This is a genomic window from Microbacterium sp. Root553 (genome assembly GCF_001426995.1).
GTDB lineage: Bacteria > Actinomycetota > Actinomycetes > Actinomycetales > Microbacteriaceae > Microbacterium.
The window spans coordinates 2,024,896-2,051,566 of the sequence record NZ_LMFY01000001.1 but is presented as its reverse complement, the minus strand read 5'-3'; the positions used below and the strand labels follow the sequence as shown (position 1 = coordinate 2,051,566).

Annotated in this window: 23 protein-coding genes; 11 read left to right on the top strand and 12 right to left on the bottom strand. The window is 69.7% G+C overall.

From position 1 onward, the window contains the following. Nucleotides 1-10: 10 nt before the first annotated feature. Genes ASD43_RS09465 through ASD43_RS09450 form a run of 4 tightly spaced genes read left to right on the top strand, consistent with a single transcriptional unit; the run spans nt 11 to nt 3,403 of the window. Nucleotides 11-958: an ABC transporter permease gene (locus ASD43_RS09465; RefSeq protein WP_056416562.1), complete on the top strand. Its 948-nt coding sequence runs from the start codon at nt 11-13 to the stop codon at nt 956-958. Continuing rightward, nucleotides 958-1,824: an ABC transporter permease gene (locus tag ASD43_RS09460; RefSeq protein WP_056416559.1), complete on the top strand. Its 867-nt coding sequence runs from the start codon at nt 958-960 to the stop codon at nt 1,822-1,824. Before ASD43_RS09465 ends, ASD43_RS09460 begins: the two co-directional genes overlap by 1 nt. Then, nucleotides 1,821-2,612, top strand: a complete 792-nt coding sequence (locus ASD43_RS09455; RefSeq protein ID WP_056416555.1) for an ATP-binding cassette domain-containing protein — start codon at nt 1,821-1,823, stop codon at nt 2,610-2,612. The genes ASD43_RS09460 and ASD43_RS09455 overlap by 4 nt, the downstream gene beginning before the upstream one ends. Continuing rightward, on the top strand, nt 2,609-3,403 hold the full coding sequence (locus ASD43_RS09450) for an ABC transporter ATP-binding protein (RefSeq protein WP_082539342.1): 795 nt from the start codon (nt 2,609-2,611) through the stop codon (nt 3,401-3,403). The genes ASD43_RS09455 and ASD43_RS09450 overlap by 4 nt, the downstream gene beginning before the upstream one ends. An 8-nt stretch (nt 3,404-3,411) precedes the next feature. On the opposite strand, the gene ASD43_RS09445 is transcribed toward ASD43_RS09450, so the two are convergent. Genes ASD43_RS09445 through ASD43_RS09435 form a run of 3 tightly spaced genes read right to left on the bottom strand, consistent with a single transcriptional unit; the run spans nt 3,412 to nt 5,530 of the window. Further along, nucleotides 3,412-4,029, bottom strand: a complete 618-nt coding sequence (locus tag ASD43_RS09445) for a GNAT family N-acetyltransferase (protein WP_056416553.1) — start codon at nt 4,027-4,029, stop codon at nt 3,412-3,414. 4 nt (nt 4,030-4,033) lie between these two features. Next, complete coding sequence (locus ASD43_RS09440) at nt 4,034-4,744, bottom strand: uracil-DNA glycosylase (RefSeq protein ID WP_056416548.1); 711 nt, start codon at nt 4,742-4,744, stop codon at nt 4,034-4,036. Nucleotides 4,745-4,747: 3 nt separating this feature from the next. Beyond that, a complete protein-coding gene (locus ASD43_RS09435) occupies nt 4,748-5,530 on the bottom strand; it encodes an SDR family oxidoreductase (RefSeq protein WP_056416544.1) in 783 nt (260 codons plus the stop codon). A gap of 216 nt (nt 5,531-5,746) precedes the next feature. Between ASD43_RS09435 and ASD43_RS09430 the strand changes: the two genes are divergently transcribed. Further along, complete coding sequence (locus tag ASD43_RS09430) at nt 5,747-7,801, top strand: acyltransferase family protein (RefSeq protein WP_056416540.1); 2,055 nt, start codon at nt 5,747-5,749, stop codon at nt 7,799-7,801. Nucleotides 7,802-7,918: 117 nt separating this feature from the next. Here the strand turns inward: ASD43_RS09430 and ASD43_RS09425 are convergent, their stop codons facing one another. Beyond that, nucleotides 7,919-8,839: a DMT family transporter gene (locus ASD43_RS09425; protein WP_056416537.1), complete on the bottom strand. Its 921-nt coding sequence runs from the start codon at nt 8,837-8,839 to the stop codon at nt 7,919-7,921. A gap of 33 nt (nt 8,840-8,872) precedes the next feature. On the opposite strand from ASD43_RS09425, the gene ASD43_RS09420 reads away from it, so the two are divergent. From ASD43_RS09420 to metX, 4 genes are all read left to right on the top strand, one after another. After that, nucleotides 8,873-9,472: a TetR/AcrR family transcriptional regulator gene (locus ASD43_RS09420; RefSeq protein WP_056416534.1), complete on the top strand. Its 600-nt coding sequence runs from the start codon at nt 8,873-8,875 to the stop codon at nt 9,470-9,472. A gap of 102 nt (nt 9,473-9,574) precedes the next feature. Next, nucleotides 9,575-10,897 carry a bifunctional o-acetylhomoserine/o-acetylserine sulfhydrylase gene (locus ASD43_RS09415; protein ID WP_056416531.1) on the top strand — a complete coding sequence of 441 codons (1,323 nt, stop codon included), beginning with the start codon at nt 9,575-9,577 and terminating at the stop codon, nt 10,895-10,897. 59 nt (nt 10,898-10,956) lie between these two features. Next, nucleotides 10,957-11,976 (top strand): endonuclease/exonuclease/phosphatase family protein, encoded by a 1,020-nt coding sequence (locus ASD43_RS09410; protein ID WP_056416528.1) that lies wholly within the window; start codon nt 10,957-10,959, stop codon nt 11,974-11,976. A gap of 120 nt (nt 11,977-12,096) precedes the next feature. Continuing rightward, nucleotides 12,097-13,305: a homoserine O-acetyltransferase MetX gene (gene metX, locus ASD43_RS09405; protein WP_056416525.1), complete on the top strand. Its 1,209-nt coding sequence runs from the start codon at nt 12,097-12,099 to the stop codon at nt 13,303-13,305. Here the strand turns inward: metX and ASD43_RS09400 are convergent. From ASD43_RS09400 to ASD43_RS09380, 5 genes are read right to left on the bottom strand one after another with little or no spacing between them, the layout of a single operon-like run. Continuing rightward, a complete protein-coding gene (locus tag ASD43_RS09400) occupies nt 13,302-13,910 on the bottom strand; it encodes an NUDIX hydrolase (protein ID WP_056416522.1) in 609 nt (202 codons plus the stop codon). The genes metX and ASD43_RS09400 overlap by 4 nt on opposite strands. 39 nt (nt 13,911-13,949) lie before the next feature. After that, on the bottom strand, nt 13,950-15,170 hold the full coding sequence (locus tag ASD43_RS09395; RefSeq protein ID WP_056416519.1) for an MFS transporter: 1,221 nt from the start codon (nt 15,168-15,170) through the stop codon (nt 13,950-13,952). Between the two features lie 9 nt (nt 15,171-15,179). Next, nucleotides 15,180-15,512 carry a thiamine-binding protein gene (locus ASD43_RS09390; protein ID WP_056416517.1) on the bottom strand — a complete coding sequence of 111 codons (333 nt, stop codon included), beginning with the start codon at nt 15,510-15,512 and terminating at the stop codon, nt 15,180-15,182. Nucleotides 15,513-15,518: 6 nt separating this feature from the next. Further along, nucleotides 15,519-16,757: a glycosyltransferase 87 family protein gene (locus ASD43_RS09385; RefSeq protein WP_235564089.1), complete on the bottom strand. Its 1,239-nt coding sequence runs from the start codon at nt 16,755-16,757 to the stop codon at nt 15,519-15,521. Beyond that, the gene (locus ASD43_RS09380; RefSeq protein WP_056416514.1) at nt 16,754-17,596 is read right to left on the bottom strand and encodes an NAD(P)H-hydrate dehydratase; all 843 of its coding nucleotides are present in this window, start codon (nt 17,594-17,596) and stop codon (nt 16,754-16,756) included. Before ASD43_RS09380 ends, ASD43_RS09385 begins: the two co-directional genes overlap by 4 nt. A gap of 55 nt (nt 17,597-17,651) precedes the next feature. Here ASD43_RS09380 and ASD43_RS09375 point away from each other — a divergent pair, with 55 nt between their 5' ends. Next, complete coding sequence (locus ASD43_RS09375; RefSeq protein WP_056416511.1) at nt 17,652-18,719, top strand: NADH:flavin oxidoreductase/NADH oxidase; 1,068 nt, start codon at nt 17,652-17,654, stop codon at nt 18,717-18,719. 76 nt (nt 18,720-18,795) lie between these two features. On the opposite strand, the gene ASD43_RS09370 is transcribed toward ASD43_RS09375, so the two are convergent. The 3 genes from ASD43_RS09370 to ASD43_RS09360 form a co-directional block, all read right to left on the bottom strand. Continuing rightward, nucleotides 18,796-19,857: a hemolysin family protein gene (locus ASD43_RS09370; RefSeq protein ID WP_056416508.1), complete on the bottom strand. Its 1,062-nt coding sequence runs from the start codon at nt 19,855-19,857 to the stop codon at nt 18,796-18,798. Then, nucleotides 19,854-21,170, bottom strand: a complete 1,317-nt coding sequence (locus tag ASD43_RS09365; RefSeq protein ID WP_056416505.1) for a hemolysin family protein — start codon at nt 21,168-21,170, stop codon at nt 19,854-19,856. The genes ASD43_RS09370 and ASD43_RS09365 overlap by 4 nt, the downstream gene beginning before the upstream one ends. Before the next feature lie 128 nt (nt 21,171-21,298). Further along, the gene (locus ASD43_RS09360; RefSeq protein WP_056416502.1) at nt 21,299-22,753 is read right to left on the bottom strand and encodes a GuaB1 family IMP dehydrogenase-related protein; all 1,455 of its coding nucleotides are present in this window, start codon (nt 22,751-22,753) and stop codon (nt 21,299-21,301) included. Nucleotides 22,754-22,912: 159 nt separating this feature from the next. Between ASD43_RS09360 and ASD43_RS09355 the strand changes: the two genes are divergently transcribed. Next, entirely contained in the window at nt 22,913-26,596 is a 3,684-nt protein-coding gene (locus tag ASD43_RS09355) for a multifunctional oxoglutarate decarboxylase/oxoglutarate dehydrogenase thiamine pyrophosphate-binding subunit/dihydrolipoyllysine-residue succinyltransferase subunit (RefSeq protein WP_056416499.1), read from the top strand. Nucleotides 26,597-26,671: the final 75 nt, after the last annotated feature.

The window sequence follows — 26,671 nt, the reverse complement described above, 5'->3', positions numbered from 1 at the left end:
CGCGCACCCCGTGATCCGCTACGCGCTCGTCCGAGGAGCCCTGCTCGTCGCAGGGCTCCTCGTGTCGAGCGCCGTGATCTTCCTGACGCTGCGCGTGCTGCCCGGAGACGTCGCACAGCTCATCGCCGGGACCCAGGCATCGCCCGCGGAGGTCCAGGCCCTGCGCGAATCGCTCGGCCTCGACCGTCCGCTCCCCGTGCAGTACGCCGAGTGGATCGGCGGACTGTTCCGCGGAGATCTGGGCACCTCTCTGCTCTCCGGCGCATCGGTCGGCGAGGAGCTGCTGCTGAAATCGCAGGTCACGGTGCCGCTCGGCATCATGGCCCTCCTCATCGCCGTGCTCATCGCCGTGCCGTTCGGCATCCTCGCAGCGCTGCGTCGGAACGCGCGGGGTGGCACCGCGCTCAGCGTCGGTGCTCAGGCCCTCGCCGCCGTGCCGGTCGTGTGGGCCGGGATGATGCTGATCGTGGTCTTCTCGGTGTGGCTGGGCTGGCTCCCCCCGCAGGGGTTCCCGCGCACCGGATGGAGCACACCGGGGAAGGCGATCGAGTCACTGCTGCTCCCGGCCCTCACCATCGGCATCGTCGAAGGGGCCATGCTGATGCGCTTCGTCCGCAGCGCCACCCTGCAGGCCGCCGGGCAGGACTTCGTCCGCACCGCCGCCGCCAAGGGCCTCACGCGCACCCGCGCCCTGATCTCGCACGGCATTCCCGCGGTCGGCCTGTCGATCATCACCGTCCTCGGCCTGCAGATCGCCGGGATCATCGTCGGCTCGGTGGTGATCGAGCAGCTGTTCACGCTGCCGGGGATCGGACGGATGCTCGTGGCCGACGTCGGCACCCGCGACCTCGTCAAGGTCCAGAGCGAGCTTCTCGTCCTCACCGGCTTCGTGCTGGTCGTCGGATTCGTCGTCGATCTGGTCCACCGGGCGATCGACCCGCGACAGAGGGAGGCCTGATGCCCGGCTGGCTCCCACGACTGCTGCGCACCGCCACAGGGCGGTTCGGTCTGATCGTCATCGCGCTCGTCGCCCTCACGGCGCTGGTCTCACTGCTGTGGACGCCGTTCGACCCGCAGACGTCCGACATCGGCGCGCGCTGGGCGGTGCCGAGCTGGCCGCATCTGCTCGGCACCGACGACACCGGCCGTGACATCCTGAGCCTGCTCATGGCGGGAGCCCGTACGACGGTCTTCGTGAGCGTCGGGGCCGGGATCGTCGCGACCCTCGTCGGCATCGCGCTCGCCGCTCTCGGCGCACTGACCGCCCGGTGGCTCCGCGAGACGGTCGCGGTGCTCGTCGACATCCTCATCGCGTTCCCCGTCCTGCTGATCGCGATGATGATCTCGTCGGTGTGGGGCGGGTCGCTGTGGGTCGTGATCTGGGCGGTCGGCATCGGCTTCGGCGTGAACATCGCCCGCGTCACCCGACCCGAGCTCCGCCGTGTGCAGCAGAGCGACTTCGTGCTCGCCGCCCGGGCCTCCGGCCTCACCGCCGCCCAGAGCCTGCTCCGCCATCTGCTGCCGAACGTCGCGCCGGTGTTCATCGTGCAGCTCTCGTGGTCGATGGCGGTCGCGGTGCTCGCCGAGGCCGGGTTGTCGTACCTGGGGTTCGGCGCCGCGGTCACCGACCCGAGCTGGGGTCTGCTCCTGTCCGATCTGCAGCGCTACATCGGCGTGCACCCGCTCTCGGTCATCTGGCCGGGCCTCGCGATCACGATCACCGTGCTCGCTCTCAACCTGCTCGGAGACGCCCTGCGCGAGGCCACCGACCCGACGCTGCGTCACCGCGCGGCGGAGATCCACACCCCGGCGGTGGTCGCATGAGTCTCATCGTGGAGGACCTGGTCGTCCGCATCGACGGTCGCCCCGTCGTCGACGGCGTCTCGTTCGAGGTGCCGGACGGCACCCGCCTCGGTCTCATCGGAGAGTCCGGGTCGGGCAAGTCGCTCACCGCGCTCGCCGTGCTCGGCCTGCTCCCCGACGGCGCGTCGGCGAGCGGCAGCATCCGCTGGAACGGCACCGAGCTGATCGGCATGCCCGACAGGGAGCTGGCGCGGCTGCGCGGCGACGAGATCGGCATCGTGTTCCAGGAGCCCCGCACGGCGCTGAACCCGATCCGCACCGTGGGCAGGCAGATCGCCGAGTCGATACGCATCCACGAGGGCATCGGCCGCCGCGATGCACGTGATCGCGCGATCCAGGAGGCGGCGCGGGTGCGCCTTCCCGATCCCGAGGCGATCGTCGACCGCTACCCGCATCAACTCTCGGGCGGTCAGCGACAGCGTGTGGCGATCGCGATGGCGCTCGCCTGCCGCCCGCGCCTCCTCATCGCCGACGAACCGACCACGGCTCTCGACGTCACCATCCAGGCGGAGATCCTCGCCCTGCTGCTGGGTCTCGCCGAGGAGCAGGGCATGTCCCTGGTTTTCATCACCCACGACCTCGCGGTGCTCGCACAGGTCGCCACGCACGGAGTCGTGCTCGAAGACGGCCGCGTCGTCGAGACCGCACCGGTCAGCACCCTGCTGAGCGCGCCCGCGTCGAGCGTGACGAAGGGGCTGCTGCGCGATGCCACCGCGACGCTGTGGCGGCCGGACGGAGGCACCCGATGAGCCTGATCGAGGCGCGAGGACTGCAGCGCGACTATGCGGTCCCACGGCGTTCGACGCTCGCACGACCTCGCACGCAGACTGCTCTGGCCGCCACGGATCTCGACATCGTCGAGGGGTCCTCCCTCGGCATCATCGGAGAATCCGGATCGGGCAAGTCCACCCTGGTGCGTCTGCTCCTCGGGCTCGACCGCCCGACGGCGGGCATGGTGCGGGTCGACGGCAGGACGGTGGATGCCGCGGCATCCGCCCGATCGCTGCACTGGCTGCGCCGACAGACGGGGCTCGTGTTCCAGGATCCCTACGCCTCCCTGGACCCGCGGATGACGGCCGCGCAGATCATCCGCGAACCTCTCTGGGCTCTCGCGATCGACGGCGACCACCGCGCCCGTGTGCGCGAGGTGCTGGAGCAGGTCGGTCTCGAGCCCGAGATGGCCGACCGCTACCCGCACGAGTTCTCCGGCGGACAGCGGCAACGCATCGCCCTGGCCAGGGCGATCGTCCACCGACCCCGCATCCTCGTCGGAGACGAGCCGCTCTCGGCTCTCGACGTCACCGTGCGGGCGCAGATCCTCGAGCTCCTGATCGAGCTGCGACGCACCACCGATCTGACCCTCGTCCTCGTCTCACACGACATCGGCGTGGTGCAGAACCTCTGCGACACCGTCGTGGTGATGAAGGACGGGAGCATCGTCGAGCGCGGTGCCACGACCGACGTCCTGCTGCACCCGCGACACGACTACACGAGGACTCTGCTCGCAGCGATCCCGGTCATCCCCGCCCCCGGGGAATGATCGAGGGGTCACCGCGCCGAGATCGCTCCGAAGAGGCGACGACGCCGGCTCGGCCGCAGCGCACGACGCATGTAGACCGTGCCGAGGTCGCGGCCGAACTTGTGACCGACGCGGCCCATCCGGCCCGCCTCGACGAAGCCGAGCTTCGCATGGAGTCTGATCGACGCCTCGGCCTTCGTGTCACTGATCACGGCGACCATCTCGCGGATGCCGAGATGCTCGCAGGCGTCGATGAGGGCCTGCAGCAGGGCGACACCGAGACCCTTGCCTCCGGCACCCGGCCCCAGGTAGATCGAGTCCTCGACGGTGTAGCGGTAGGCGTTCTTGCCCGCCCACGGCTGGGCGAGCGCGTAGCCGATCACGACGCCCGCCGGCGACACCGCCACGAGGAAGGGCAGTCCGAGCTTGCTCAGCAGGGCGAACTTCTCGCGCCAGTACGGGATGCTGCTGCGCCGCTCGTCGAGGGTGACCACCGAGTTGCTCACGAAGTGGTTGTATATCTCGCGCACATACGGGAGATCGCCGGCCCTGGCGGGACGGATCGAGAACGAGAAGACGTCGGGAACGGGCTGGGGACGCAGATGGCGCGGCAGCACGCGACGACGGTCACCGGGCTCGAACTGCATGGGTTCAGCTTAGGCGCGGCGCCCCGTCGATGCGCCAGTCCACGGGTGCCGCTCCGAGGGACTCGAGCAGGCCGTTGGCCCGCGAGAACGGACGTGAGCCGAAGAACCCTCGGCGGGCGGAGAGCGGCGACGGGTGGGCGGATGCGATGACCGGCGTGTCGCCCAGGACCGGCTGCAGCTGAGCGGCGTCCTTTCCCCAGAGGATCGCGACGAGAGGGCGGTCTCGAGCGACGAGAGCGCGGATCGCGAGCTCGGTCACCTGCTCCCATCCCCACCGACGATGGGATCCGGCCTCACCCGGTCTCACGGTGAGCACTCTGTTCAGCAGCAGCACGCCCTGGTCGCTCCACGCCGTGAGGTCGCCGTGCGGCGCGGGCGGGATGCCCAGATCGCTCTCGAGTTCGCGATAGATGTTGCCGAGGCTGCGCGGCAGCGGACGCACGTCGCGATCGACGGCGAACGACAGGCCGATCGGATGCCCGGGGGTCGGATAGGGGTCCTGTCCGGTGATGAGGACCCGCACGTCTGCCAGGGGTCGTCGGAACGCCTGCAGCACGTGGTCGCCTGCCGGGAGATAGCCGCGACCCGCGGCCTGCTCCTCGCGCAGCCGGTGCCCGATGGCCGTGATGGTCTCCTGGGCGGGCGCGAGCGCGTCGGCCCACCCCTTATCGATCAGACCGTCGGCGGCCAGTTCGGCGAGAGTGCGGCTCGACATCGCTCAGCCGACGGGACGCACACGCAGCGGTCCGCGCGCGAGCAGATGGTTCGCGGACTGGGCCACGGGGCGCATGGTGATGAGATCGAGGTTCACGTGCCCCGGTGCGTCGAGCGCGTAGGCTATGACGTCCGCGACGTCCTCGGCGCGCAGCGGCGCCTCGACATCCGCGTACACGGACTCGGCGGCGACCGCATCCCCGCCGAGACGATTGAGCGTGAACTCCTCGGTGTGCACCATGCCGGGCGCGACCTCGGCGACCCGGATCGGTTCGCCGTTGAGCTCGAGTCGCAGGGCATGCACGAGCATGGACTGCGCGGCCTTCGCCGCGTTGTATCCGCCGCCTCCGGCGTACGCCACCTGCGCCGCGGTGGAGGTGACGAACAGCGTGTCGGCGTGACCGTCCGCCGCGGCGGCCCGACGCAGCAGCGGCAGCAGCCCGGCCACCAGACGCTGACTCGAGAGCACGTTCGCGTCGTACATCCACTGCCAGTCGTCTGTCGACGCGTTCTCGACGCGATCGGTGCCTCTGGCCCCTCCGGCCACCTGCACGAGGGCGTGCACCGGCCCCGAGGCCTCGAGCTCTTCGACCAGAGCCGCGACGGCGTCGGGGTTCGTCAGATCGCACGCGATCGCCGATGCCCCGGTCTCGGCGGCGAGCGCCGCCAGCCGGTCCTCACGGCGCGCGACGCCGACCACTCCCCACCCGCGGGCGCGCAGTGCGCGCACCGTCGCCTGTCCGATACCCGAGCTCGCACCGGTCACCACTGCACGCCTGTTCACCATGCTCTCCACCGTACGATGTTCCGACCGGTTTCCCGGGTGCGCACCAGCACGCCGTGTCACTCCGAGCAAATAGGATGTGCACGTACCCGAAGAGGATCGTCGTGCCACAGGCGTCTTCGCGGGAACCTGTGTCGGCTCGACTCGTGTCAGCGGAACGAATGTCAGAACGCGTGCGTCCTACTTGTTTGACCAAGTCATGGCCGAGATAAGGGAACGATGACTGGACCACAGCGGGACTTCCGCACTGATCTGCAGGCGCTCCGCGCGGTGGCCGTGCTCGCCGTGATCGTCAACCACATGTGGCCCGAGGTCCTTCCCGGCGGCTACATCGGCGTCGACGTCTTCTTCGCGATCAGCGGATTCCTCATCACGTCCCACCTGCTCCGCGAGTCGCGGAGCACCGGCAAGATCCGACTGGGCGCGTTCTGGGCCCGACGTGCCCGCCGTCTGCTGCCCGCCGCACTGGTCGTGCTCGCGGTGTGCGCCATCTTCACCGTCGTGAAGATGCCCCTTCCCCAGTGGCAAGACGAGCTCTATCAGATCGGCGCCGCCGCGGTCTACGTGCTCAACTGGCTGCTCTCCTCGAACTCGCTCGACTACTTCGCCCAGGGCGAGGCCCAGACCCTGGTCACCCACTACTGGTCGCTCTCGGTCGAGGAGCAGTTCTACATCGTCTGGCCGATCATCCTCTTGGTCGTCGCCTGGCTCACCTTCCGTCGCGCCAAGCGCACGCAGGTCGTCGTCACCGCTGTCGTCTTCGCGAGCATCGCGATCGTCTCGCTCGCCTGGGCCGTGTACTCCAATGCCCAGACCCCGTCGGCCGCGTACTTCCAGACCACGGGCCGTGCGTGGGAGTTCGCCGCGGGTGGCCTCGTCGCCCTGCTCCCCGTCTTCAGTGAGACGATCCGCCGCCGCCTCAGCGCGTTCGTCTGGCTCGGCTGGGCGCTCATCCTCGGCAGTGCCGTGCTCCTCGACTCGCAGTCCGGCGTTCCCGGACCCGCCGCCCTCATCCCCGTCCTCGGTGTCGTTCTCGTCATCGCGATCGGCGAGGCCGAGCACACCTGGTCGACGCGGGCGATCACCTCGTTCCGCCCCGTGCAGATCATCGGCGACGTGAGCTACTCGGCGTACCTCTGGCACTGGCCGCTCATCGTCGCCGCCCCCGTCATCCTGTCGCAGCCGATCGGCACACCGGACAAGTTCGTCCTCCTCGCCATCACCCTGGTTCTCGCACTGCTCACCAAGCGTTTCGTCGAAGACCCGGTGCGCCTCGGCCCGCTCGCCCGCACCCGCCCACGCTGGATCCTCGTCATGACCCTGGTCGCAATGGCCGTGGTCGTCATCCCGTCCGCCGTCGGTGTGATCGCCCTTCGGGACCGCGGTGTCGCGGCGACCGCCGCACTCGTCGCCGCGTCGAAGGACCCCGGGGAGTGCTTCGGCGCCCAGGCAGAACTCGGCACTGCTGAATGCTCCGACTCTCGCGAGCTCGGCGACCAGGGGTACCTGCTCTCCGAGAGCCACTTCAACCTCATCACCAGCACGACCGGAGGCACCGTCTGCGAAGAGGTGACCACCGCCGACGGGGTCGTCAAGACCTGCTCGTTCGGAGTGCCGGAGGGGACGCAGGACCTCGACATCGCGATCGTCGGAGACTCACACGCCGAGATGTGGTCCGGCTCGCTCGACACCGTGGCGCCCGTGCACAACGCGCGCATCCACACCTTCCTCAAGGGAGGCTGCGCGGCGACCGCCGACCCCGCGGTGGGAACGATCATCACGGACCCCGCCTACGTCGCAGACTGCCAGGCCTGGCGCACGGGCACGATCGGCATGCTGGTCGAGGACCCCGACATCGACGTCATCATCACGACGGCCTGGTCGGGCAAGTACACCGTCAACGGCCAGCCCGACCCCGGCACCGGCTACGCCGACGCGTGGAACCAGTGGCTCGACTCTGGCAAGCGCGTCATCCTGATGGCCGAGCCCCCGGTGCTGCCCGTCGACATCGTGGACTGCATCCTCGACTCGTGCACCGTACCCGTCGAGAGCGTCGACGCCGAGTCGGCGCTGACGCGCGCCGCGGCGATGATCGACAATGTGAATTTCAGTGTCGTCGACTTCTCCGACGTGTTCTGCGACGACGTCTGCTACCCGGTCGTCGGCGGAATTCCCGCGTACTTCGACAGCCACCACCTCACCGAAGCGCTCACGCGTTCGTTCGGCGAGGGCTGGCTCGAGGACGAGCTGACACAGCCGTTCGTGCAGCAATGACCGCCCACTCCGCGGCATTCCGTCGCGGGGTACGGGTCGTCCTGAGGTGTTCCCAGGAGACCACGATGAGGGGCACGTGCCGCGGAAGATGGTCGTACCGGGCACCAGCACGCCGTGTCACTCCGCGTGCGCATCCTCTCTTCTCGAGCGGGCATCCCCGACCAGGACGAGCGCGACCCCGGCGGCGCACAGCGCGAAACCGCTGACGGTGACCGGGGTCATCGGCTCACCCAGCAGCACGCTCCCCGCGAGCGAGGTCGTCGGGGCGATCAGGAAGAGCAGGGCCTGCAGCGCGGTGATCCCGATTCGTCGCAGCAGCCACCAGTAGAGGCCGTAGGCGGCGAGCGTCGGGAACACGGCGGTCAGGGCGACGGCGATCCAGAAGTGCCAGGATGCCGGGGGGACGAGCGATCCCATCATCGTCGCGAGGACGAGCATCAGCACCGCGGTCACCGACACGTGCACAGTGAGGGTGACGAGCACTCCCGTGCGTACGGGTGTTCTGCGCTGCAACAGGGTGCCGACGATGAGGGCGACCATCGCCAGTGCCGGAAACGCGTAGGCCCCGGGCGGCGCTCCCGTGTCGCCGAGCTGCGAGCGCACCACCAAGAGGACCCCGACCGCGCCGATCCCCAGACCGACCCACTGCGCTCCCCGGACCCGCAGGCCCAGCACCGGCCCCACGAGCACCGCCACGACGAGCGGCTGGATCGCGTCGATCAACGCGACCGTTCCGGTGGCGACCCCGGCGGCGACCGCCGCGTAGACGGCGAGACAGTACCCGAACTGCGCGAACACGCCGATCGCGGACTGCATGCGCAGATCACGGGCGGGAATGCCCCTCGCCGCCCCCGTCAGATGTACGAGCACGAGGAGCATGGCCGCCAGCGGGACGAAACGCCAGACGAGGAGCGTCAACGGCGAGACGTCGACGGTGGCGAACGCCGGGATGATGAACCCCGAACTCCAGGTGACCACGAAGACCGCGGACGCCGTGACGGTGACCACCGGGCCAAGTATACCGATCTGTGTACTCATGACATCGACTATACAGACTGGTATATTCGAGCCATGACACAGCCGGTCCCGGACCTCGCCCCCCTGACCCCCGGCGGACGCCGGGTGCTCGACGCGGCATCGCGGCTCTTCTACGAGCGCGGCATCCACGCCGTCGGCGTCGACACGATCGCGGAGGCGGCCGGCGTCACCAAGAAGACCCTCTACGACCGGTTCGGGTCGAAGGAGGCCCTCGTGGTCTCGTACCTGCAGCACCGCGATGCCCGATGGCGCGCGCATGTCGCCGCGCAGCTCGAGCGAGTTCCCGAGCCCGGACCCGCGCGGATCCTCTCGATCTTCGACGCCGCGATCTCGTGGTCCGATGAGAACAGCCCGAAGGGATGCAGTGCGATCAACGCCCGCGCCGAGCTCGGCGACGGCGCCGACGGCCATCCCGTGTTCCCCGAGGTGTCGCGCCAGAAGGTATGGCTGCTCGATCTGTTCGAGGAGCTGTGCACGTCGGGCGGGGTCCGCGACCCCCGGGCGATGGCGCAGGCGATGATGCTGCTCTACGAGGGGGCGATCGTCACGGTGGGGATGGCGACCTTCGCCGAGCCGTTCCGGATCGCCCGGACCTGGGCGGATGCGCTGCTCACGCAGGATCTATCGGGTTGATTACGTCGCATGTCCCGACGGCTGTCGGCGACTGACGATTTTCCGTACGCTCGCAGCAACGGCATCAGCCGAACCGATTTCCAACAGTTCCAGGGGGAACACATGTCCGCACCCGAGACCTGGCGTTTCGAGACCAAGCAGATCCACTCCGGCGCTGCTCCCGACCCCGTGACCAAGGCCAGGGCCACGCCGATCTACCAGACCACGTCGTACGTGTTCGACAGCGCGGACCACGCGGCGAACCTGTTCGCCCTGGCGGAGTTCGGGAACATCTACACCCGCATCCAGAACCCCACGCAGGACGTGCTCGAACAGCGCCTCGCCGCGCTGGAGGGGGGCACCGGCGCCCTCGTCCTCGCCAGCGGGCAGGCGGCGTCGACGTTCGCTGTGCTCAACATCGCGCAGGCGGGCGACCACATCGTGTCGTCCAGCTCGATCTACGGCGGCACGTACAACCTCTTCAAGTACACGCTCGCGAAGCTCGGCATCGAGGTCACGTTCGTCGAGAACCAGGACGACCCCGAGGAATGGCGCCGCGCCGTCCGCCCGAACACCAAGCTGTTCTTCGCGGAGACCATCGGCAACCCGCAGATCAACATCCTCGACATCCGCACCGTCGCCGACGTCGCGCACGAGGGCGGCGTGCCGCTGATCGTCGACAACACGATCGCCACCCCGTACCTCATCCGCCCGTTCGAGCACGGCGCCGACATCGTGGTGCACTCCGTGACCAAGTTCCTCGGCGGCCACGGGACGACCATCGGCGGCGCCATCATCGACGGCGGCACGTTCGAGTGGTCCAAGAACGTCGAACGATTCCCCGGTCTCACCGAGCCCGACCCCTCGTACCACGGCGCCAGCTACACCGCTGCGGTCGGCGACCCGCTCGCGTACATCATCAAGGCCCGCGTGCAGCTTCTCCGCGACCTGGGCTCGGCCATCGCCCCGCAGAGCGCCTGGAACCTCATCCAGGGCATCGAGACGCTCTCGCTGCGCATCGAGCGTCACGTGCAGAACGCCCAGGAGATCGCCGAGTGGCTCGACGGCCGCGACGACGTCGCCTCAGTGAACTACTCGGGCCTGCCCTCCTCGCCCTGGTACGCCAAGGCCAACGAGTACGCCCCCAAGGGTGTCGGAGCGGTCCTGTCGTTCGAGCTCAAGGGCGGCGTCGAGGCCGGCCGCGAGTTCGTGAACAGCCTGTCGCTCTTCAGCCACCTCGCCAACATCGGCGACGTGCGCTCGCTGGTGATCCACCCGGCGTCGACCACGCACGCGCAGCTCACCCCCGAGCAGCAGCTCACGGCCGGCGTCACGCCCGGACTCGTGCGTCTGTCTGTCGGCATCGAGAACATCGACGACCTCAAGGCGGACCTCGACGAGGCCCTCGCCGCGGCGCGCCGCGTGTCGGAGGCCGCACGCGCCTGATCCGACGATCGCACGACGGATGCCCCGGGCCTCGGTCCGGGGCATCCGTCGTCTCCCGTGTGCGGCGGCTGCACAGTCGGCGGCGTCGAGAATGGGAAGCCCGCACCGAGGAGCATCCCATCGCCGTCACCACACCCCCGCCGCCTGGCCGTCGCTCGACCGTCCGCGCCGGACGGGTCATCGCCGTCGCCGGACTCGTGATGCTGGCACTCGCCGTGGGCATCTGGATACCCGGCGTCATCGGCACCGTGGCCGCGGCTCTGCTGCCGTGGTGCGGCCTCGCCCTGCTCGCCCTCGCGGTGTGCGCCCTCGTCCGGGCCCGGCGGGTACTCCTCGTGCTGATCGCACCCGCTCTCGTCTGGATGCTCGCCATCGCCCCCTCCGCGCCCGGTCTCGCCGCGCCCGGTCTCGCCGCGGTCGGCGCCGACCCGACCGCATCCTTCGAGATCGTCAGCCAGAACGTGCGCGCGCACTCCGGAGGAGCTGCGGCCTCCGCTGCGGAGATCGCCGCATCCGGCGCCGACGTCATCGCCCTGACCGAACTGGACGAAGGCAGCCTGGCGGCCGCACGCGACACGCTGGCCGCCGACTACCCGCACACCTACGCGATCGGGACCGTCGCCGTGTGGAGTCGCTTCCCCATCCTCGAGGCGGAGGCCCTCTCACTCGGGCTCGACTGGAAACGCGCGCTGCGGGTGGTCGTGGCCGCCCCCCACGCCGACGTCGCGGTCTACGTGATGCATGCCGCCTCCGTGCGTCCCGGTGTGCAGGAGGAGCGCGACACCATGCTCACCGGCATCGCGGATGCCGTGGCCGCCGACCAGGGTGACGCGATCGTCGTGGTGGGCGACTTCAACGCCGCATCCGCGGATCCGGCGCTCGGCGCCATCCGGTCGCAGCTCGACTGGGTCAGACCGACCGACGGCTCGCTCGGATTCACCTGGCCCTCGACTGTGCCGTTGACCCGGATCGACCACGTGTTCGTGCGGGGACTGGACGTGCTCGCGTCCACCACGATGCGGGCAGGGACCAGCGACCACCTCGCGACCGTGACCACGCTGGCGACGACGACCCGCTGAGCGCGCACCACCCCCACCACCCCACGACCCTCATGAGCACCGCGACCCTCATGAGCACTGCGACCCACCCGGCACCGTAACGTTCGTTCCTTCGTCGGCCCGCCAGGCGAGAATGGAGGAATGGACTGGCAGACGACCTCTGAAGACACGGTGCCCTCGGCGCCCGTGAGCGAGGCCGACGTGCGCCTGCTGCGCGCGCGCCCCCCGGCGACCGGCGCCTGGCGCGACGGCGATCCCGTCGGCGGTCGTCGCTTCGCTTCGTTCGGCTCCTTCCCGACCGAGAGCGGAGCAGAGCTCCCTGCCATCCGACTCGCCTACGAGAGCTGGGGGGAGCTGAACGCGGCCCGCGACAATGCGATCCTCGTGCTGCACGCCCTCACCGGCGACAGCCACATCCGCGGCGACGCGGGCGCGGGGCATCCGACCGCCGGCTGGTGGGAGAGCATCACCGGACCCGGTGCCGCTCTCGACACGGATCGCTGGTTCGTGATCGCCCCGAACATGCTCGGCGGATGCCAGGGGTCGACAGGTCCCGCGAGCATCGCGCCGTCGGGGTACGAGTGGGCGTCCCGCTTCCCGTATCTGACCATCCGCGATCAGGTCGCCGCCCAGGTGCGACTCGCCGACGCCCTGGGGATCGACTCGTGGGCGGCGGTGATCGGCGGATCGATGGGCGGAATGCACGCTCTGGAATGGGCGGTCACGCACCCCGAGCGGGTCGAGCGGCTCGGAGTGCTCTCGTCACCGCCGGCGACCACCGCCGACCAGATCGCGCTGAACACCGTGCAGCTCGAGACGATCCGGATGGATCCGCGGTTCCAGGGAGGCGAGTACTACGACCTGGCCGACGGCGACGGCCCGCATCGCGGCCTCGCTCTGGCGCGTCGCATGGCGCTGCTGAACTACCGCAGCCCGATCGAGCTCAACCAGCGATTCCAGCGCTCCTGGCAGTCGGGAGTGTCGCCGCTCGGCCACGGCGGGCGCTTCGCCGTGGAGTCGTACCTCGACTTCCACGGCAACAAGTTCACGCGCCGCTTCGACGCGAACAGCTACATCACGCTCGTCGAGGCGATGAACTCCCATGACGTCGGACGCGACCGCGGGGGCGTCGAGGAGGCGCTGCGAGGCATCACCGCCACCACGCTCGTGCTCGGGATCGACAGCGACCGGCTCTTCCCGGTCGACGGACAGCATCGCATCGCACGCAGCATCCCCCGCACCCTCGACGGAGATGAGGCGGTGGTGCTGACCAGCGACTTCGGGCACGACGGCTTCCTCATCGAGACGGAGGCCGTCGGCGCCCACCTGCGCCGACTGCTCGCGACCTAGCCGGCCACGAGGTTCCAGGGCAGCGATCCGGTCTCCAGCCGCATCCCGTCCCACTCGAACACCGTGCCCGCCGGCGTCTCGATCACCCGCGTCGTGAAGTTCCGCGCGGTGCCGGCAGCCGCGAGCGCCTCGTCGACGGTCTGCATGCCGCACAGACCGTGCAGCGTCATCCAGGTGGGCGGGAAGAGCGTCCACTCCCCCGCCGCGTGCCGTGACAGCGCCTCTTCCGGGCTGGTCCACACCGCGTCCACGACCTCGTCGGCCGAGAGGTCGAGCGCAGCCTCGGGCGCCCTGGCCAGGAAGAACCAGGTGCGGATGCGCACGGGAGCCTGCGCCGGCGGCTGCCACAGCGACAGGGCGACCGGATCGGCGATGACCAGGCCGACCTCCTCCCGCGTCTCGCGCACCGCCGCGTGTCGCGCATCGTCCTGTTCGCCGTCCCCGTCCAGGCGATCGCCTGTCTCCACCTTGCCTCCGGGGAAGACCCACGCGCCGGCGAACGATCCGCGATCAGGTCGCCGCATCAGCAGCACCTCGATGCCGCCGGTCGCGGGACGCAGCAGCACGGCCGTGCCGGCGACGGGGAGATCGTCGGGCTCGCTCACGCGCTCACTCTACCCGCGGCCATGAACCGGACGGCGGGCTCACGCGGCGGCGGGCACCGGCTTCCTGGCTTCGACGCGATACGACAGGAGCGCGATCACCAGACCGGCGATGGCGAGCGCCGCCCCGGTCCAGGACGGGGCGGTGAAGCCCCACCCCGCAGCGATCACCGCACCGCCGAGGAACGCACCGAGACTGTTGCCGATGTTGAGCGCGGAGTGGTTCATGGCGGCGGCGATCGACTGGTTGTCCCCCGCGACATCCATCAGCCGCGTCTGGATCGTCGGGCTGAGCACCGACGACACGAAGCCCACGACGAGCACGAGCAGCGCGAGTGTGACGATCCAGAATGCGAGCACCGCCAGCAGCGCGAACACCACCGCCATCGCCACGAGCCCGAAAAGCAGCGTGCGCCGCAGGTCGATGTCGGCGAGATGACCGCCGACGAGGTTCCCCGCGGTCATCCCGAGGCCCATCAGCACGAGCACGATCGGCACGACCCACTCGGGGGAACCGGCGACCTCCGTCACCAGCGGGGCGATGTAGCTGTAGACGGCGAAGAACCCGCCGAAGCCGATGGCTCCGACCCCGAGCGTGAACCAGACCTGCGGGATGCGGAAGACGCCGAGCTCCTCGCGCATGGTGCGTCCGGGAGATCCGGGGTGCTTCGGTACGAAGAGGATGATGCAGACCGTCGCGAGCGCGAAGACCAGCGCGACCACCGCGAACGCGACACGCCACCCCCACAGCTGACCGAGGAACGTGCCCAGCGGCACGCCGACCACGTTCGCGACCGTGAGTCCGGTGAGGATGAAAGCGACGCCCTTCGCGCGATTGCCCGGCCCCATCACGTCGGCGGCCACGAGCGCGCCGATGCCGAAGTACGCCCCGTGCGGGAGCCCTGCGAGGAAGCGGGAGGCGCCGACGAGCTCGAACGTGGGCAGGAACACCGTCAGGGCGTTGAACACGGTCAGGGCGAGCGCGAGGCCGATCATGACGCGATGCCGCGGGAAGCGCGCGACGAAACCCGCGATCGTCGGCGCTCCGACGACGACGCCCAGCGCGTACAGCGAGATCAGCCAGCCGGCCTGGCTCAGCGCGTCCTCAGGGCTGCGCGCCCACAGCGTGGGCAGCAGCTCGTCGGCGATGTTGGGCAGCAGGCCCATGACGACGAACTCGGTCATGCCGATGCCGAAGCTGCCGATGGCGAGGGAGAGGAGCGCCCACTTCGCCGCACCCCTCGATTCAGTCGAGGGATTCACCCGTCAATGCTACCGGCTGTCGGACTCGTCGATGGCCGCCTCGAGCCGCTCGATCTTCGCGTCGAGCTCTCCCGAGTATCCGGGCCTGATGTCGGCCTTGAGCACGAGCGACACCCGCGAGCCGAACGGCATCACGGCCTCGGTGGCGCGCTTGACGACGTCCATCACCGTGTCCCAGTCCGGGCCTTCGATCTCGGTGAACATGCTCGTCGTGCGATGCGGCAGACCGGACTCGCGCACGACGCGGACCGCAGCGGCCACCGCGTCGTGCACGGAGGCGTCGGAGCGCTCCGATCCATCGGAGGGTGTGCCGCTCGGGGCGACGGAGAAGGCGATCAGCATGGTTCTTCACTCCCGGTTCGTGGTGTGGAGGTGGGCGGGGACCCGTACGAGGGCGCGGATGCCGACGATCAGGATCACGACGAGCAGCGCGTTGCGCAGCGTCAGCGTCAGCACGGGAAGCAGCTCGGCGCGCAGCAGTGCGTCGTAGGTCAGCGGGTAGATGAGGCAGGTGAGAGCGCACAGCACGAGCACCAGCGCCGCAGGCACGGCGGCGCGCGTGCGGTCGAGCACCAGCCAGAGCACGACGGGTGCGATCAGCCACGTCTGGAACTGCGGCGAGCCGACCTTGTTCAGCACGATCAGGGCGGCGCCGAGCGACAGCGCGAGCGGAGGGAAGAGACGGGCGAAGGACGCTCCCCGCGTCGCCTTGACCGCGCCGAGGATCGTGATGACGACGACCAGCACCGCCATCACAGGGGTGAGAGCCGCGCTGACGGCATCTGCTCCCGGCGCCGCGATCTGGAAGGTGAGGATGTCGTAGCTGTACTCGATGCGCGCCGAGCCGGCGACCGCGAGCCAGAGGAACGGCGTCGCGGCGACCGCCTCGATCTGCAGGCCGCGGCCGGTCTGCTCGGTGAGGAAGCCGAGGATCTCGGAATCAGCGCCGAGTGCGAGCAGGAGCACGATCACGCCGGCGGTCACCGCGGCCGCGGTGAGCAGCATCCGCATCCTGCTACGCGCCGCGACGAGGGCGGCGAGCAGCAGCGCGCCCGGCCAGATCTTGATCCAGGCCCCGATCGTCAGCAGCGCGGCCGCGAGGGCGGGGCGACCCGTGAGCCAGAGTCCGGCGATCACGGCGAGCGGCACCGTGACGGCGTCGATCCGATACATCGCTATGGGGCCGAGCAACAGCACCGCGGCCACCCAGAACCAGGCGGCGATGCGGCGCGGACGCGAGGGCGAACGACCGAGCAGCACGGCGAACGCGATCGCGTCGAGCACCGTGACCATCACGGCCCAGGCGATCAGATAGGCGCCGGAGACCCCCATCGCGGCGATCAGGGGGACGGAGAGGATCTTGGCGACGAGCATCGGCACCAGAGCGAGCTGCGGGTACACCCAGGTCTCGGTGACGCCGACGATCGGTCCGCCGGAGAGCGCGGCTGTCGACCACGGCTCGTAGACGAGCACCACATCTCCCATCGGCTGGCTCGGGAGCACCCAGCCCGACACCGCGACGATCACATGCACGAGCAGGAACGCGCACCAGGACGCGACGATGCCCATGGCCGAGCGACGACTCACGCGAGGACGTCCACGATCGCGCGCGGCAGCGCCTCTGCCACATCCAGCGCGACGATCGGATGCCCGTGCGCCCCGCCGTCCGCCCCGACCCCGGCTGCGAGCCGGCCGGCGTGACCGTGCAGCCACGCGCCCGCCGCCGCGATCTCGGCGATGGACGCATCCGTGCCCGAGTTCGCGGCGAGGAGCGTGCCGAGCACCCCACCGAGCACGTCACCGGTACCGGCCGTCGCCAACCACCCCGTGCCGGCCTCGACGGTGATCAACGTTCCGTCGGGGTCGGCGATGATCGTACGCGCCCCCTTGAGCAGAACGGTCGCGCCGAGTTCCTTCGCGACCCGGCGGGCGCCGACGGCACGGTCGTCGCCCGGTTCCGCGCCGAGCTGGCGCGCGAGACGGGCGAATTCCCCGCCGTGGGGGGTCAGGAGCAGCGGTGCGCGCCGTCCGGGCGCGAGGTCCAGAGCGCCGGCGTCGACGACCACGGGCGCCGATCCGTCGAGCAGCGCACGCAGCTCCTGCTCCGCCTCGGGGCTGCGACTCGCGGCATCCGTCCCCGATCCGATCACCCAGGCGCCCACCCGCGCTCCGGCCGCGTGCGCGCTCACCACCGTCTCGGGGCGGCGGGCGATCACGGTATCCGCCGCGCGTCCCTCGCCGATGTAGCGCACGAAGCCGGCACCGGAGCGCCAGGCGGCCTCGACCCCGAGCACGGCCGCGCCGGGATAGGCCGGCGACCCCGTGCGGAGACCGACGACACCGCGGGAGTACTTGTCGTCCTCCGGCCCCGGCACCCGCACCAGACGTGCCGTGTCTTCTCGGGACCACTCGCGCGCATCGGACATGAGTCCACGTTAGTCCGACGACCCCTCCCCCTCGAGACGGCGCTAGCGTCGAGGGGTGAGCATCCTCTTCTCCCCTCTCAGCATCCGATCCGTCACCTTCCGCAACCGGCTCTGGGTGTCCCCCATGTGCATGTACAGCGCGATCGACGGCGTCGCGCAGGAATGGCACCACACGCACCTCGCCCAGTTCGCCTCGGGCGGCGCCGGGCTCATCGTGGCCGAGGCGGCCGGTGTCGTGCCGGAGGGACGCATCTCGCCGCAGGACGTCGGGCTCTGGAACGACGAGCAGCGCGACGCCTGGACGCCGATCGTCGCCGCGATCCATGCGCGCGGCGCGAAGGCCGGCATCCAGCTCGCCCACGCAGGTCGCAAGGCCTCGACCTGGTGGCCGTGGGCCGAGCACCAGGGCTCGGTGCCGCAGTCAGAGGGCGGCTGGACCACGACCGCCCCCTCCGCGATCGCCTACGAGGGCTTCGCAGAGCCCGTCGCGCTCGACGCCGACGGGATCGAGGCGATCGTGACCGGGTTCGCCTCCGCCGCGCGCCGGGCGATCGAGGCCGGCTTCGACGTGCTCGAGATCCACGGCGCGCACGGCTACCTGCTGCACCAGTTCCTGTCGCCGCTGTCCAACCTGCGCGACGACGACTACGGCGGCTCGCTCGAGAACCGGGCGCGACTCCTCCTCCGCGTGGTCGAGGCCGTGCGCGAGGCCGCGGGCGACGGCGTGCCGCTGTTCGTGCGCATCTCCGCGACCGACCATGCCGACGGCGGCTTCACCCCCGATGAGGCCGCGACCGTCGGTGCGTGGGCCACCGACCGCGGCGCCGACCTGATCGACGTCTCGAGCGGTGGTCTGGTCGCGCACCAGCAGATCAGCGTCTTCCCCGGATACCAGGTGCCGCTCGCCGAGACCGTCCGTCAGGGCGGGCGCATCCCGGTCTCCGCAGTCGGACTGATCACCGCCGCCGAACAGGCCGAGCAGGTGCTCGCCGAGGGCGCGGCGGACGCGATCTTCGCCGGCCGCGAGTGGTTGCGCGACCCGCACTTCGCGCTCCGCGCCGCCCACGAGCTCGGTGCCGACATCGCCTGGCCGCCGCAGTACGAGCGCGCGCACTGGCGCTGAGCACCCGCATTCACCGCCGACAGCGAGAAGCCCCTCCGATCCCTGTGGATCGGAGGGGCTTCTCGCTCGGCGACGGTCAGTGCCCGCGGATGCGACGCGTCGCGTCCTGCACCTCTCCGACGAGTTCCTCGAGGATGTCCTCGAGGAACAGGACGGCCGTCGTACGGCCCTGCGCGTCGCGCACCTTCGCGAGGTGTCGACCGGCGCGCCGCATGACGGCGAGCGCATCCTCGAGGTCCGTGTCCTCCTGCACCGGCACCATGTGGTTGATCCGCTTCGACGGCAGCGGCTCGACGAGCTTGGCGTCGGCATCGGGGCCGTCCGCCGCACGGAGGATGTCCTTGAGGTGGACGTAGCCGACGGGCACCCCCTCGTCATCGACGATCACGTAACGCGAGAACCCGTATCGGGCCACCGCCTTCTCGATGTCGTCCGGCGTGGTCGTCAGCGGCAGCGTGACCAGATCGCTCAGCGGCACGGCCACGTCGCGAGCCTTCTTGTCGGTGAACTCGACGGCGGCGGCGACGGTTCCTGCGGTGTCGGTGAGCACGCCCTCGCGCCGCGACTGATCGACGATCGTCGCGACCTCGTCGAGGGTGAACGTCGACGCGGCCTCGTTCTTCGGCTCGACCCGGAAGAGTCGGAGCACGCCGTTCGCCGCGGCGTTGAGCACCCAGATCACGGGCATGAAGATCTTCGACACCAGCACGAGGGGCGGCGCGAGGATCAGCACGGCACGCTCAGGGACCGAGAACGCCAGGTTCTTCGGGACCATCTCGCCGAACACGACATGCAGGAACGACACGATCAGCAGAGCGATCGTGAACGACACGGCGTCGACGACCGCATCCGACCAGCCGAGCTCGTGCAGCGGCACGGCGAGCAGATGGTGGATGGCGGGCTCGGAGACGTTCAGGATCAGAAGCGAGCAGATGGTGATGCCGAGCTGCGAGGTCGCGAGCATCAGGGTCGCGTGCTCCATCGCGTAGAGCGCGGTCTTGGCGGCGCGCGATCCGCGATCGGCCTTCGGCTCGATCTGCGAGCGGCGCGCGGAGATCACCGCGAACTCGGCGCCGACGAAGAACGCGTTGGCCACGAGCAGCACGACCAGCCAGGCCAGTCCTCCCCAGTCGCTCATCGGGCCACCACCTCCGCCGTCAGATCGGGATGCGGCGCATAGCGGATGCGATCAACGCGGCGTCCGTCCATGCGGACCACTCTCAGCGTCCCGCTCTCGAGATCGACCTCGTCACCCACGGCCGGGACGCGCTCCAGAACGCTCATGACGTATCCGGCGACCGTGTCGTAGACGTCCCCCTCGGGAACCTCCACACCGGCTCTGCGCCGCAGCTCGTCGGGCCGCAGCTCACCCGGGAACGTGATCCCGTCCCGTCCGCGCACGACACCGGCCCTCGTGCGATCGTGCTCGTCCGACACCTCGCCCACCAGCTCCTCGACCAGATCCTCCAGGGTGACGAGCCCGGCAGTGCCGCCGTACTCGTCGACGACGACGGCCAGCTGGTAGCCGCGGGCACGGAGCTCCGAGATCAGAGCATCGACGTGCACGGTCTCCGGCACGCGCAGCGGGTCGGTGGAGATCGCCCCCACCGGCACCTCGGCGCGGCGATCACGCGGAACGGAGATCGCCGCCTTCAGATGCACGACACCGGTGATGTCGTCGAGGTCGTCGTCGTAGACCGGGAAGCGACTGTGCCCGGTGCGTCGCGCGAGCTGGATGACCTCGTCGGCGGAGTCGCCGGCGGCGAGCGCGTGCATGCTCGGTCGCGCCGTCATCACGTCGGCGGCAGTCAGCCGGGAGAACGTCAGCGTCCGGTCCAGCAGACTCGCCGTATCGGCCTCCAGAAGACCCGCACTGGCCGAGCGCCGCACGAGGGACGACAGCTCCTCGGCGCTGCGGGCACCAGAGAGCTCCTCCTTGGGCTCGATGCCGATGCCGCGCAGCACGCCGTTGGCGCTGCCGTTGAGCACGACGACGGCGGGCTTGAACACGGTCGTGAACGCGACCTGGAACGGCATGACCAGCTTCGCGGTCGCCAGCGGCAGCGCGAGGGCGAAGTTCTTGGGCACCAGCTCGCCGAGGATCATCGAGAGCACGGTCGCGACGAGCATCGCGACGACGGTCGCGATGGGGGCGACGGCCCCCTCGGGGATGTTCCAGGCCACGAGGGTCGGTCGCAGCAGATTGGAGAGCGCCGGCTCCATCGTGTACCCGGTGAGCAGCGTCGTCAGGGTGATGCCGAGCTGGGCCGACGACAGATGGGTCGATGTGTGCTTCAGCGCGCTGATCGTGAGCGAGACCCGCGATTCGCCGCGTGCCTGACGCGCCTCGAGATCGGCACGGTCGAGATTGACCAGAGCGAACTCGCTCGCGACGAAGAGTCCGGTGCCGACGGTGAGCAGGAGCCCCACGCCCAGCAGGATGTAGTCCATCAGAGGTTCCCCTCGTCACCGAGGGGCGGGCAATGGGGCGATGTACTGCAACTGGGAGGGTCGTCCATGGTGACCATGATTCTACGGGATCGCCGTGGTGGCGGGGATGTCCGGCACCACCCTCGTCGTCACCAGCTGACCGGCAGCGCCTTGCCCTCTTCGTACCCCGCTGCGGATTGCAGCCCGACGAGAGCGCGGTCGTGGAATTCCGGCACGGATGACGCACCGGCGTAGGTGAACGACGACCGCACGCCCGACGTGATCATGTCGAGCAGGTCCTCGAGACCGGGGCGGAGCGGGTCGAGATAGATCTTCGACGAGGAGATCCCCTCCGCGAAGAGCTCCTTGCGCGCGCGCTCGTACGCGTCGAGGCGTCCGAATCGCGCCTGCACGGCCTTGGTCGACGCCATGCCCCAGGATTCCTTGTAGATGCGCCCGTCGGCGTCGGTCTGCAGCTCACCCGGCGCCTCGATCGTGCCCGCGAACCAGGATCCGACCATGACGGATGCCGCTCCGGCGGCGAGCGCGAGCGCGACGTCCCGGGGGTAGCGCACTCCCCCGTCCGCCCACACGTGCGCGCCGAGCTCGCGCGCCGCCTCGGCCGTCTCGAGCACGGCGGAGAACTGCGGACGCCCGACCGCGGTCATCATCCTCGTGGTGCACATCGCTCCGGGTCCGACGCCGACCTTGAGGATCGACGCGCCGGCCGCGACCAGGTCGTGCACCCCGTCCGCGGTGACGATGTTGCCGGCGACGAGCGGGATGCCGAGACCGAGATCCGCGACGGCGCGCAGCGCGCGGAGCATCCCCTCCTGGTGTCCGTGGGCGGTGTCGACGACGAGCACGTCGACACCGGCCGCGGCGAGCGCTCTCGCCTTCGATGCGACATCGCCGTTGATCCCGACGGCCGCCGCGACCGCCAGTCGTCCGTCCGCATCGAGGGCGGGCCGATACAGGGTCGAGCGCAGGGCGCTGCGTGCGCTGAGCGTGCCGACCAGGTGCCCGTGACGGACGATCGTGACGATCTCCGCCCCCGCCTCGGTGATCACGTCGAACGCGTGGCGCTCCGACCCGATGTCCTCGGCATCGAGCGAGGGGGTGCCGCCGTGAACGAGGTCGCCCAGCTGCGCGTCGGGGAGAGCGGTCGCGAGGCGCGAGGCGGGAAGGACGCCGAGGATCCGCTCGACGTGGTGCGGTGCCCCTCCCGAGGCCACGACGATGCCGTGGCCGGCGGTGGCGGGCATCAGACGCAGGGCGTCGGTCACGGAGGCCTCGGGAGGGAGGACGACCGGGGTGTCCCACAGCACGGGCTGCGCCTTGACGTCGCGGATCGCGGCATCGAGATCCTGCAGCGGCATGTCCTGCGGCAGCACTCCCAGACCCCCGCGCCTGGCGAGCACCGCGGCGAGTCGCGGACCCGTCACCGAGTTCATGTTCGAGGCGACGAGCGGCAGCGTCGCGGGCGTGCCGTCCTGCGGGGCGAGATCGACCTGCAGACGGCTGGTGACCGCGGAGCGGCGCGGCACGAGGAAGACATCGGAATAGGTCAGATCGACTGCGGGCGACTCGCCGGAGAACTCCATACCCCCACGCTACTCAGATCGGGGCGACAGGGGCGCTCGCCTTCGACGATCGTCGCGCGAAACACGTTAGGCTTGGTGTTCGAGAGAGTGCGGGCCCCGACGCATCCTGCGTCCTGGTGTGCACATATGGACTTCAGTGATGAAAGAGGGCGATCGAGCGTGTCGAACCAGGTGACCGGCGTCGGGGGCGACGGGGGGTTCGGAGCCAATTCGTGGCTCGTCGAAGAGCTCTACGAACAGTTCAAGGTGAACCGTGACTCCGTCGACAAGGAGTGGTGGCCGATCCTGGAGAAGTACCAGTCGGAGGCTGCCTCCGGAACGTCGGCGCCCGCCGCGTCGGCAGAGCAGACCGCGCACCCCGTGACCGCACCCATCCCCGTCATCGGCGCCCAGCCCGTCGCACGGACGACGACGAAGCCCGCGGCCGCAGCCCCCATTCCCGCACAGGCTCCGAAGCCAGCCCCCAAGGCCGAGACCGCCGAGTCGGCTGCCGCCGCTGAAGAGGACAAGGTCACGCCGCTCCGCGGTCTGCCCAAGACCCTCGCGGCGAACATGGACGAGTCGCTGACCGTCCCCACCGCGACGAGTGTGCGCACGATCCCGGCGAAGCTGATGATCGACAACCGCATCGTCATCAACAACCACATGGCCCGCACGCGCGGCGGCAAGATCAGCTTCACCCACCTCATCGGCTGGGCGCTCATCCGCACCCTCGACGAGTTCCGCAGCCAGAACGTGTTCTACGCCGAGATCGACGGCAAGCCCTCCGTCGTCGCCCCGGCGCACGTCAACCTCGGCATCGCGATCGACCTCCCCAAGCCCGACGGCACGCGTGCCCTCATGGTTCCGAGCATCAAGCGGGCCGACACGCTCTCGTTCAGCGAGTACCTCGTGGCCTACGAGGACCTCGTCTCGCGGGCCCGCAACAACAAGCTCACCGCCGCCGACTTCCAGGGCACCACCGTGTCGCTGACGAACCCCGGCGGCATCGGCACGGTGCACTCCGTCCCGCGACTCATGAAGGGTCAGGGCTGCATCATCGGCGCGGGCGCGCTCGAGTACCCCGCCGAGTTCCAGGGAGCCAGCGGACGGACGCTCAACGAGCTCGCGATCGGCAAGACGATCACGCTCACCAGCACCTACGACCACCGCGTCATCCAGGGCGCGGGCTCCGGCGAGTTCCTCAAGAAGGTGCACGAGCTGCTGATCGGTCAGCGCGGCTTCTACGACGACATCTTCGCGGCGCTGCGCATCCCCTACGCTCCGATCCGCTGGAATCCCGACATCGCGGTCGACCTCGCCGAGCGCGTCGACAAGCAGTCCCGCGTGCAGGAGCTGATCAACTCCTTCCGCGTCCGCGGTCACCTGATGGCCGACATCGATCCGCTGGAATACGTTCAGCGGTCGCACCCCGACCTCGAGATCGAGAGCCACGGGCTCACCTTCTGGGATCTCGACCGCGAATTCGTCACCGGCGGATTCGGCGGACGCCGCGTCGCGAAGCTCCGCGACATCCTCGGTGTGCTCCGCGACTCGTACTGCCGCACGCTCGGCATCGAGTACATGCACATCCAGGACCCGGAGCAGCGCCGCTGGTTCCAGGAGAAGGTCGAGGTCAAGTACCAGAAGCCCGGCCACGACGAGCAGCTGCGCGTGCTGCGCAAGCTCAATGAGGCAGAGGCGTTCGAGACGTTCCTGCAGACGAAGTTCGTCGGCCAGAAGCGTTTCTCGCTCGAGGGCGGCGAGTCGCTCGTCCCCCTGCTCGACGAGATCCTGCAGGGCGCTGCCACCGCAGGACTCGAGGGTGCGGCGATCGGCATGGCCCACCGCGGCCGTCTGAACGTGCTCACCAACATCGCGGGCAAGACCTACGGTCATGTGTTCCAGGAGTTCGAGGGCACCCAGACCACCGGGAACCGACGCGGCTCCGGCGACGTGAAGTACCACCTCGGCACCGAGGGCACCTTCGTCGCCGACGACGGGTCCGAGCTGCCGGTCTACCTCGCGGCGAACCCCTCGCACCTCGAGACCGTCGACGGCGTGCTCGAGGGCATCGTCCGCGCCAAGCAGGACCGCAAGCCGATCGGCACGTTCGCCTGGCTGCCCATCCTCGTGCACGGCGACGCCGCGTTCGCGGGACAGGGCGTGGTCGTCGAGACCCTGCAGATGTCGCAGCTGCGCGGCTACCGGACCGGTGGCACCATCCACGTCGTCGTCAACAACCAGGTCGGCTTCACCACCCTGCCGGACGACTCGCGCACCTCGGTGTACGCGACCGATGTCGCCAAGACGATCCAGGCGCCAGTGCTCCACGTGAACGGCGACGACCCCGAGGCCGTCATCCACGTCGCGCAGCTCGCGTTCGAGTACCGCGAGCGGTTCCACCGCGACGTGGTGATCGACCTCGTCTGCTACCGCCGCCGCGGTCACAACGAGGGTGACGACCCGTCGATGACGCAGCCCCTGATGACCGATCTGATCCAGGCGAAGCGCTCCGTGCGCAAGCTCTACACGGAGTCGCTCGTCGGACGAGGCGACATCACCGAAGAGGAGTACGACGAGGCCAAGGCCGACTTCCAGAACCGTCTGGAGATCGCGTTCGCCGAGACGCACGCCGCGGAGACCGGAACCAACCCGGTCGTCCAGGACCTCCCTCCCGCCGAGGAGCAGGTCGGCGCCCCCGAGATCACCGGTGTCTCGAGCGAAGTCATCCAGCTCATCGGAGACGCGTTCGTGAACAAGCCCGAGGGCTTCACGGTGCACCCCAAGCTGCAGCAGCAGCTCGAGAAGCGTCTGGACATGAGCCGCAACGGCAACATCGACTGGGGCTTCGGCGAGCTGCTCGCCTTCGGGTCGCTGCTGGTCGAGGGCACCCCGGTCCGGCTCGCCGGTCAGGACTCGCGACGCGGAACGTTCGTGCAGCGTCATGCGACCCTGCACGACCGCGCGAACGGACAGGAATGGCTCCCGCTGTCGAACCTGTCCGACTCGCAGGGCCGATTCTTCGTCTACGACTCCCTGCTGAGCGAGTACGCCGCCCTCGGCTTCGAGTACGGCTACTCCGTCGAGGCCCGCGAATCCCTGGTGCTGTGGGAGGCGCAGTTCGGCGACTTCGTCAACGGCGCCCAGTCCGTCATCGACGAGTACATCTCGTCTGCCGAGCAGAAGTGGGGACAGCAGTCGAGCGTCACCCTGCTGCTCCCGCACGGCTACGAGGGCCAGGGGCCCGACCACTCCTCGGCTCGCATCGAGCGTTTCCTGCAGATGTGCGCGCAGGACAACATGATCGTCGCCCGCCCGTCGACGCCCGCGTCGTACTTCCACCTGCTGCGCCGTCAGGCCTACGCACGTCCGCGCAAGCCGCTGATCGTGTTCACGCCCAAGGCGATGCTCCGTCTGCGCGGCGCGACCAGCCCGGTCGAGGCGTTCACGCAGGGGCGCTTCGAGCCCGTGATCGACGACGCCCGCGAGCTCGACCGCACTGCGGTCACCCGCGTGCTCGTGCACTCGGGCAAGGTCCACTGGGATCTGAAGTCCGAGCTCGAGAAGAACCCGAACCCCCAGGTCGCCCTGGTCCGGCTCGAGCAGCTGTACCCGACGCCCATCGAGGGCCTCAAGGCGATCACCGACTCCTACCCCAACGCCGAGCTCGTCTGGGTGCAGGAGGAGCCGGAGAACCAGGGCGCCTGGCCGTTCCTCGCCCTGGCGTTCGCGGATGTGCCCGGCGACCGTCGGTTCCGCCCGGTGTGCCGACCGGCATCCGCGTCTCCCGCGACGGGCTCGTCGAAGGTGCACGCCGCCGAGCAGGCCACACTCCTGCGCGAGGCGCTGACCGGGAGCTGACCCGAGCCGCCTACGGAAAAGGGAGCCCCGACGAACTGTCGGGGCTCCCTTTTCGCATCCGCACCCGGCGGCGTG

Coding starts and splice junctions, on each gene's coding strand:
- ASD43_RS09440 (WP_056416548.1), bottom strand. CDS start 4,744: ATGTCGAGCCGCACTCTCGCCGAACTGGCCGCCGACGGTCTGATCGAT.
- ASD43_RS09420 (WP_056416534.1), top strand. CDS start 8,873: ATGACACAGCCGGTCCCGGACCTCGCCCCCCTGACCCCCGGCGGACGC.
- ASD43_RS09380 (WP_056416514.1), bottom strand. CDS start 17,596: ATGTCCGATGCGCGCGAGTGGTCCCGAGAAGACACGGCACGTCTGGTG.
- ASD43_RS09460 (WP_056416559.1), top strand. CDS start 958: ATGCCCGGCTGGCTCCCACGACTGCTGCGCACCGCCACAGGGCGGTTC.
- metX (WP_056416525.1), top strand. CDS start 12,097: ATGGACTGGCAGACGACCTCTGAAGACACGGTGCCCTCGGCGCCCGTG.
- ASD43_RS09425 (WP_056416537.1), bottom strand. CDS start 8,839: ATGAGTACACAGATCGGTATACTTGGCCCGGTGGTCACCGTCACGGCG.
- ASD43_RS09445 (WP_056416553.1), bottom strand. CDS start 4,029: ATGCAGTTCGAGCCCGGTGACCGTCGTCGCGTGCTGCCGCGCCATCTG.
- ASD43_RS09455 (WP_056416555.1), top strand. CDS start 1,821: ATGAGTCTCATCGTGGAGGACCTGGTCGTCCGCATCGACGGTCGCCCC.
- ASD43_RS09370 (WP_056416508.1), bottom strand. CDS start 19,857: ATGAGCGACTGGGGAGGACTGGCCTGGCTGGTCGTGCTGCTCGTGGCC.
- ASD43_RS09365 (WP_056416505.1), bottom strand. CDS start 21,170: ATGGACTACATCCTGCTGGGCGTGGGGCTCCTGCTCACCGTCGGCACC.
- ASD43_RS09390 (WP_056416517.1), bottom strand. CDS start 15,512: ATGCTGATCGCCTTCTCCGTCGCCCCGAGCGGCACACCCTCCGATGGA.
- ASD43_RS09415 (WP_056416531.1), top strand. CDS start 9,575: ATGTCCGCACCCGAGACCTGGCGTTTCGAGACCAAGCAGATCCACTCC.
- ASD43_RS09360 (WP_056416502.1), bottom strand. CDS start 22,753: ATGGAGTTCTCCGGCGAGTCGCCCGCAGTCGATCTGACCTATTCCGAT.
- ASD43_RS09450 (WP_082539342.1), top strand. CDS start 2,609: ATGAGCCTGATCGAGGCGCGAGGACTGCAGCGCGACTATGCGGTCCCA.
- ASD43_RS09430 (WP_056416540.1), top strand. CDS start 5,747: ATGACTGGACCACAGCGGGACTTCCGCACTGATCTGCAGGCGCTCCGC.
- ASD43_RS09435 (WP_056416544.1), bottom strand. CDS start 5,530: ATGGTGAACAGGCGTGCAGTGGTGACCGGTGCGAGCTCGGGTATCGGA.